Here is a 7,773-nt window from a genome sequence, read left to right as displayed (position 1 = left end):
GCGCAAGCGCGCCGCCTCGACGGTGAATAGCGAGCTGACGATGCTCTATTGGCGCATCGGCCAGCGCATCCGCACGCAGGTCTTGGACGGGCGCCGGGGCGCTTATGGCAAGGAAGTCCTGCCCACCCTGGCGGCGCAGTTGGTGAAGGAGTACGGCGGCAGCTTTGCCGAGCAGAACCTGCGCCGCATGGTGCAGTTCGCGGCCACCTTCCCCGACGAGCAGATTCTCGTATCACTGATACGAGAATTGAGCTGGACGCACTTCATCGCCCTGATCCCGCTGAAAGACCCGCTCCAGCGGGACTACTACGCACAGATGGCGAGCGCCGAACGCTGGAGCGTGCGGACGCTGCGCGAGCGCATCGACTCGATGTTGTACGAGCGCACGGCGCTGTCTCAAAAGCCGGGCGAGACGATCGCACAGGAGTTGGCGAAGATGCGCGATGCGCAGCGCATGTCGCCCGCCCTGATCATGCGCGACCCCTACATCCTCGACTTCCTGGGGCTGCGGGACACTTGGCAAGAAGGCGACTTGGAGGCGGCGATCATCCGCGAAATGGAGTCGTTCTTGTTGGAGCTGGGCGCGGGTTTCAGCTTCGTGGCCCGGCAGAAGCGCATCCAGATCGACGGCGAGGATTTCCACCTCGACCTGCTGTTTTACAACCGCAAGCTGCGGCGGCTGGTGGCAGTGGAGTTGAAGGTCGGCGAGTTCAAGGCAGCTTTCAAGGGACAGATGGAGCTTTATCTTCGCTGGCTGGACAAGCACGAACGGGAGCCGGAGGAAGCCTCGCCTCTGGGGATCATCCTTTGCACCGGCAAGAAGCGCGAGCAGATCGAATTGCTGGAGTTGGACAAGTCGGGCATCCACGTCGCCGAGTACCTGACCGCCTTGCCGCCGAGGGGCGTGCTAGTGGAGCGGCTGCAACAAGCAACGCAACGGGCGCAGTTGCAGATCGAGCAGCGCAAGACCGACAACGAGTAGTCCTGTCTCAAGCAGTCGGGCGTCCCGGCGTGCCGCCGTCGCGCTGTCGTGCTGCGCATCGAGCCTCGCTGCGCGAGTCTCGCCCCTGTCGGGCTTCCATCACTGACGCCTCCGGCCCGGCTCGCTGATCCGCGCCTGCGCGCTTCGCTTGCCAAAAACCCGCGTGCGTGGGGTGGTGTGAGGGGGCGGTCTTGCTGTGTCCCTTCACCGTATCACGGCGTTCTCGCCGTGCAAGGGCTGCGCGCGCCTTGCGCGCTTGCGTCCTGGCGGCCGTCTGCGACCCCTGACTGCTGCGCTGCGCCGTGAGGGCGACGGTTCCGGGCAATTCCGCCCTTGCAACCGGAGAACCGTCATGAACGACAAATCACACGTTTCCCTCGAACAGCACGTTTGCCTGGTCTGCGGCACGGCGTTCGACACCGGCGCGATCCTGCTGGACAAGCGCCTGCGCGCGAGCATGGAGCGCCACACGGCGACCGGCTGGGGCCTGTGCCCCGAGCATCAGAAGCTGGCCGACGATGGCTTTGTCGCGCTGATCGAATGCGATCCGCAGCGCAGCGGCTCGCAGGCTGGCGGGCGCATGAAGCCCGAGCAGGCATACCGGACGGGCCGGCTGGCCCATCTGCGGCGCACGGTGTTCGCGCAGGTGTTCAACGTGCCGATCGCGGACGAGCAGGCTTGCGTGTTCGTTGAGCCTGGCGTGATCGAGCAGTTGCAGTCGATGACAGCGCCGGCGGCGGGCTGATTGCGTCGTGCGGCCTTCGGTGCGTCGCTCCTTCGCGGGCGGCGCACTTTTTCATATCCCCCCAGGGGGGATACAATTGCCACATGAACGCGACACACAAGCACTCAACCCATCCCGATCTCGTGAAGCGGCTGAAACGCGCCGATGGTCATCTTCGGCACGTCATAGGGATGATCGAAAGTGGCGAATCCTGTCTCGACATCGCCCGCCAGCTCGCGGCGGTGGAAAGCGCGGTGACGGCCGCAAAGCGCGTCCTGATCCACGACCACATCGACCATTGCCTGGCCCATGACGAAGACTCCGTTTTGACCGAAATGAAGGCACTGACCAAACTGCTCTGAGGCCCGCCGATGCTCTCCGTCCTGAAGAACCGTACCTATCGTCACCTGTTCGCCGCTCAGGTGATTGCGCTTGTCGGCACCGGCCTGATGACGGTGGCCCTTGGCCTGCTTGCCTACGATCTGGCCGGGGCGAATGCCGGCGCGGTACTCGGGACGGCACTCGCAATCAAGATGCTGGCCTATGTCGGAGTCGCCCCGGTCGCGCAGGCGTTCGCCGACCGGCTGCCGCGACGGTCGTTGCTCGTTGCCCTTGACCTAGTACGAGCATCCGTTGCGCTCTGCTTGCCCTTTGTCAGCGAAATCTGGCAAATCTATCTGCTGATCTTCGTCTTGCAGGCGGCGTCCGCAGGCTTCACGCCGACCTTTCAAGCCACTATCCCGGACATCCTTCCCGACGAAGACGAGTACACGAAAGCACTGTCGCTTTCCCGGCTGGCCTACGATTTGGAAAGCCTGATCTCCCCGATGCTGGCCGCCGCGCTACTGACGGTCATCAGCTTCCACAACCTGTTTGCCGGAACGGTTCTCGGCTTCCTCGTGTCAGCCGCGCTTGTGGTCAGCGTGAGGCTTCCCACAACCGTTCCCGGCCCGCGTCGTGGCATATGGGATCGCACTACGCGGGGCACGCGCATTTACCTCGCCACGCCGCGCCTTCGGGGTCTGCTGGCGATCAGCCTCGCTGTGGCAGCAGCGGGGTCAATGGTGATCGTGAACACGGTGGTCATCGTGAAGGCACGCTTCGGGCTGGGCGAATCCGAGGTAGCGTGGGCGCTGGCGGCCTTCGGAGGCGGGTCGATGGTTGCGGCCTTCGCGCTGCCTCGCCTGCTCGACAAGATTGCTGATCGACCTGTCATGATTGCGGGAGCGGCGATGCTGGTTGTGGGAACGGCAGCCGGGGCAATGATTCCGACCTATGCCATTCTGGTGGTGATCTGGTTGGTGGTCGGCTTCGGCTACAGCGTGGCGCAAACACCTTCCGGCCGGCTGTTGCGCCGCTCCGCTCATCCCGAGGATCGCCCCGCGGTCTTTGCCGCGCAATTCGCCCTGTCCCATGCGTGTTGGCTCATTTGCTATCCCTTGGCCGGTCGCTTCGGCGCTGCCTTTGGGCTGCAATCGACCTTCATCATCATGTCGCTGATTGGTCTTGTCGGAGTGGGACTGGCGCTGTGGCTCTGGCCCGCTAGTGATTCTTCCGACATCGCCCACGATCACCCTGATCTACCGCCAGATCATCCTCACTTGCGCGAACATGCAGACCGAGGCGGGCATCGTCATCCCATGATCGTTGACGATCTGCACCGGGACTGGGCGCGCATTTAAGAACTGCCCGCCTTTCACATCGCTGATGCCTCCGGCCCGGATTGCTATTCGGGCCTGCGCGCTTCGCTTGCCAAAAACCCCGTGCGTGGAGGTGCGAGGGAGGCCGTCTTGCTGTCCCCTTCATCGTGCCACGGCGTTCTCGCCGTCAAGGGCTGCGCGCCGATGGCGCTTGCGTCCTGGCGGCCGTCGTTGACCCCTGACTGCTTGCGCTGCGCCGTGCCCCGGAAGGGTCGGGCAATTCCGCCCGGCAACCTTTCAGGAGTTCACCATGAACAACGCACTCATCACTGACGAGCAGCGCATCGTGCTGCTGGCCAACGGCCGCGAATCCTTGGAAAACGCGGACTTCGATCCGGCGCCCGTGGTCAAGCTGTTCACGCCGGACGCCGGCGCGACCTGGCTGCTGACCGAGATTGATCCCGACGACCACGACCACGCCTTTGGTCTATGCGACCTGGGCCTGGGGGCACCGGAAATCGGCTGGGTCAGCCTGGGCGAGCTGGCGACGGTGCGCGGCGGGCTGGGCCTGCCGATCGAGCGCGACCTGTCTTTCCGGGCCGAGAAGCGATTGAGCGCCTACGCGCGCGATGCGCGGCTGGCCGGACGAATCGTTGTCTGACCCGGCCCTGGGAGCGCCGCAAGGCGCTCCTCAATGCCATGAGCAGCCACCACGACTACATCATCGAAATCACGGCGCAGCACGATGCGCTCAAGCCGTTCGCACCGGAGAACGGACAACCCTTGCGCTTCAAGATCGGCGACGCGGTGATCTACACCAACGAATACGGCGCACAGTTCCGGCACCGCGTCACCGGGTTCTACCGGCCCACCGGGCTGTCGGGTCTGTACGCGCGCGGTGCGCGCTACCTGCTGGACTCGTCATCGCCGTGGATGCCGGCTGCGGAATCCAGCCTGCGCCCTGACGACTCGGCGTGATGCCTTCGCGCGCCTTCCGGGGCGCTGCGCGCTTCGCTTGCCTCCAGGGGAAAGCCCTGCGGGCTATCCCCGCCGCGCAATGCTTGGCGCCCCTCAAAGACCGCCGAACCGGCTGCGCCGGATCGGCCAGACCACGGCAGTCGCTGTCGAACCTGTTTCCCGATGACTGGCGCATGAGCTTGTGCATCGAGCCTTGAAGTCCGGACGTCCCCGGCCAAGAAACATGGCCGGTCGCGCTGTCGTGCGCGTAGCGCATCGAGCCGCCTGCGGCGTCTCGCCCCATTCGGGCTTCCATCGTTCCCTCGCTCCGCTCGGCTGACGCCTCCGGCCCGGATTCCTAGATCCGGGCCTGCGCGCTTCGCTTGCCGTGCGATCGGCGTGTTGAGGGGCCGTTGCCATGTCCAGCCGTCTCCCCTGACTTCATCACCTTGTCCGCGACTGTAGCCCGCGCCCGTGCGCCGTCAAGGCGCGCAGGGCCGTGTCCTCGCTTCGCTGCGGGCCGCACCAACCCTGCGCTTGCCTCCTTGACGGCCCCCGTCCGCGCGCTCCTGACCGTCGCGGGCGATGAACTCAGGAAAGACGGTGGCAACAGGGCCAACCGGGTTCCTCGTGCCGACCGCACCAAACAGCCGAAAGGCTGGGCTCCGAATCTAGGAATCCGGTGTGCGGTGAACAGCAAACCCTTTTTTCTTTGTCAGGAGAAATGCCATGCAACTCGCATCCCGCTTCGCTTCCCGTTCCCCGGTGCTGCGTTCGGAACGTCCCTTGTCCGATGACCAAATCCGGGCAGTGGCCCCGTCCATCTTCGCGGAGGCACCACACGAAAGCCGCTCCGAGCGGTACAGCTACATCCCCACCGCGACCGTGCTGCAAGAACTGCGCGGGGAAGGCTTCGAGCCTTTCATGGTGACGCAAACCCGCGTGCGCCACGACGACCGCCGCGACTACACCAAGCACATGATCCGGCTGCGCCACGCCAGCCAGATCAACGGCCGCGAGGCCAACGAAATCATCCTGCTGAACTCCCATGACGGCACCAGTAGCTATCAGATGCTGGCCGGGATGTTCCGCTTCGTTTGCAGCAATGGCCTTGTCTGCGGCGACACCGTGGCCGACGTGCGCGTGCCGCACAAGGGCGACGTAGCCGGGCACGTCATCGAAGGCGCTTACGAAGTCCTGCACGGCTTCGACCGGGCGCAGGAATCCCGCGATGCCATGCGCGCCATCACGCTCGACGCCGGGGAATCGGAAGTGTTCGCCCGCGCTGCGCTGGCGTTGAAGTACGACGAGGACAAGCCCGCGCCCATCACGGAATCGCAAATCCTGATGCCGCGCCGCCACGACGATGACCGCCGCGACCTGTGGAGCGTGTTCAACCGCACGCAGGAGAACTTGACCAAAGGCGGCTTGTCCGCCCGCGCCGCGAATGGCCGCCGCCAGACCACCCGGCCCGTGCAGGGCATCGACCAAAGCGTGCGCCTGAATCGCGCCCTGTGGCTGCTGGCCGATGGCCTGCGCCAGTTGAAAGCCTGAATCCCCACGCGGCAGGGGCAGGCAGCAGCCCTTGCCGCTTCTCTCGCTGCTGCATCCCTAACCGCAAGGAGTTATCACCATGAACGCCGTACTCAAAACCGAAATCGCCGCCATCGAAACCGCCGCACCGCTGGAAATGGCCGACCCGTCCAAGAACCTGATTCTGGTTCCGCTGTCGCAGTTGCTGCCGCGCCGCTCCAAGCGCAACGCCCGCAAGATGCCGCGCCTGTCCATCCCCGAACTGGCCGCGAGCATTGCCCGCATCGGCCTGCTGCAAAACCTGATCGTCATCCTTTCCGCCGATGGCGAGGCTTACGAAGTGGTGGCCGGTGATCGCCGCCTGACCGCCTTGAAGCTGCTGGCGAAGAAGAAGCGCATCCCCGCCGACTACGAAGTGCCGTGCCTGCTGGTGCCCGATGCTTCGGCCCGCACCGTCAGCCTCGCGGAAAACCTGATGCGCGAGCAGATGCACCCCGCCGACCAGTTCGAGGCGTTCGCCGCGCTGGTCAAGGAAGGCCGGCCCATCGAGGACATTGCCGCCGACTTCGGCGTGTCCCCGCTGGTGGTGCAGCGCCGCTTGAAGCTGGCCCACATCGCGCCGCGCCTGATGGCCGACTATCGCGCCGGAACCGTCACGCTGGAACAGTTGATGGCCTTGACCATCACCGACGACCACGCCGCGCAGGAAGCCGCGTTCTATGGTGCGCCGGAATGGCAGCGCAGCCCGTCCAAGCTGCGCGAGCGCCTGACCGAGCGCGAAATCGACGCCACGCACGCGCTGGTGCGCTTCGTCGGGCTGGACACCTACCGGCAGGCAGGCGGCGGCATCCGCCGTGACCTGTTCGCGGAAGGCGATGCCGGAACCTACCTCACCGATACCGCAGTGCTGGAAACGCTGGTGCGCGACAAGCTGGCAACGCTGGCCGAGGACGTGCGCGCCGAGGGGTGGGCATGGGTGGAGGCCGTGCCGCATCTGGCCTACGAGGAACGGCAGGCGTTCCAGAACGCCCCGCGCCATCGTCGCGAGCCGACCACCCGTGAGGCCCGCCGCATCGCCTCGCTGGAAACCCGCCTCGAAAAGATCGACGGCGAACTGGAAGAAGCCTGCGACGCCGAGGACGAAGCCAAAGCCGAGAAGCTGGAACAGCGGCGCGATCAGGTGGTCGGGGAACTGCAAGACGCGGAGGACGCCTTACAGGGCTACACCCCCGAAGTGCGCGAGGTGGCCGGTGCCATCGTCACCATCGACCGCAACGGCGAAGCCGCCATTCATCGCGGCCTGCTGCGCGAAGCCGAGGCCAAGGCGCTGCGCACGCTGGAAAAGCTGCGGCGCGGTTTCGACAGCACCGAAGGCGAATCCGCCAACGACGAGCACGAGGACGCCGACGCGCCCAAGGCCGCAAGCCTGGCCGATGGCTCGGGCTGGATGCCCGCCATCTTCAAGGCCGCTGGCCCGCAGGATGCCGCGCAGGAAGAAGGCTCGGAGCAGGACGCCACGGAGGATGCCGAGGCAATGGCGGATGAACCCGCCGAGGCGCTGGCCGCTTGACCCGCGCCGAAGGCAAGCGCCCCGGCCTCGACCGGGGCGCTTCGCTGGAAGGAGAAGCCCCCATGACCCGCACCACCATTAGCCGCCCGCGCATGGCGGCGATCTACGCCGCTGGCACGGTACGCGCCCGCCGTTGGAACGGCGATGGCGACGTGCGCGGCTACCGCCCGCCCTCGGGCTGGACGGCCTGCGCCGACCTCACCGACATTCACCCCATCACGGGCCGCGCCTTGCCGCCTGCCGTGTGGTGGCTCATCGAGACGAAGGAATAACCGCGATCAGCACCGCAAAAATCCGGGCGCGGCCCGTGATGGGGTGAATGTCGGTGAGGTCGGCGCAGGCCGTCCAGCCCGAGGGCGGGCGGTAG

At 65.8% G+C, this 7,773-nt stretch carries 9 protein-coding genes; all 9 read left to right on the top strand.

The genetic code is table 11. From position 1 onward, the window contains the following. Positions 1–982 (top strand): PDDEXK nuclease domain-containing protein (locus tag O0J73_RS20470; protein ID WP_033878745.1); only part of this gene is annotated, 982 nt, incomplete at its 5' end. Positions 983–1,334: 352 nt separating this feature from the next. Continuing rightward, positions 1,335–1,727 (top strand): hypothetical protein, encoded by a 393-nt coding sequence (locus tag O0J73_RS20465; RefSeq protein ID WP_031637048.1) that lies wholly within the window; start codon positions 1,335–1,337, stop codon positions 1,725–1,727. An 83-nt stretch (positions 1,728–1,810) separates the two neighbouring features. Further along, the gene (locus O0J73_RS20460; protein WP_003111693.1) at positions 1,811–2,068 is read left to right on the top strand and encodes a metal-sensing transcriptional repressor; all 258 of its coding nucleotides are present in this window, start codon (positions 1,811–1,813) and stop codon (positions 2,066–2,068) included. A gap of 9 nt (positions 2,069–2,077) precedes the next feature. Beyond that, positions 2,078–3,388, top strand: a complete 1,311-nt coding sequence (locus O0J73_RS20455) for an MFS transporter (RefSeq protein WP_031637045.1) — start codon at positions 2,078–2,080, stop codon at positions 3,386–3,388. A gap of 268 nt (positions 3,389–3,656) precedes the next feature. Next, a complete protein-coding gene (locus O0J73_RS20450; protein WP_031637043.1) occupies positions 3,657–4,007 on the top strand; it encodes a DUF2958 domain-containing protein in 351 nt (116 codons plus the stop codon). Positions 4,008–4,045: 38 nt separating this feature from the next. Further along, positions 4,046–4,324, top strand: coding sequence for a hypothetical protein (locus O0J73_RS20445; protein WP_031637040.1), 279 nt, complete (start codon positions 4,046–4,048; stop codon positions 4,322–4,324). A 708-nt stretch (positions 4,325–5,032) separates the two neighbouring features. Beyond that, positions 5,033–5,857 carry a DUF932 domain-containing protein gene (locus O0J73_RS20440; protein ID WP_019396530.1) on the top strand — a complete coding sequence of 275 codons (825 nt, stop codon included), beginning with the start codon at positions 5,033–5,035 and terminating at the stop codon, positions 5,855–5,857. Positions 5,858–5,936: 79 nt separating this feature from the next. Beyond that, positions 5,937–7,406, top strand: coding sequence for a ParB/RepB/Spo0J family partition protein (locus tag O0J73_RS20435; RefSeq protein WP_031637312.1), 1,470 nt, complete (start codon positions 5,937–5,939; stop codon positions 7,404–7,406). 62 nt (positions 7,407–7,468) lie between these two features. Next, positions 7,469–7,678 carry a hypothetical protein gene (locus tag O0J73_RS20430; RefSeq protein ID WP_031636935.1) on the top strand — a complete coding sequence of 70 codons (210 nt, stop codon included), beginning with the start codon at positions 7,469–7,471 and terminating at the stop codon, positions 7,676–7,678. Positions 7,679–7,773: the final 95 nt, after the last annotated feature.

This window comes from Stenotrophomonas sp. Sm6012 (genome assembly GCF_030985895.1).
Taxonomy (GTDB): domain Bacteria; phylum Pseudomonadota; class Gammaproteobacteria; order Xanthomonadales; family Xanthomonadaceae; genus Stenotrophomonas; species Stenotrophomonas forensis.
Note: the sequence above shows the minus strand (reverse complement) of the source record. Positions and strands in the feature narration are given on the sequence as shown.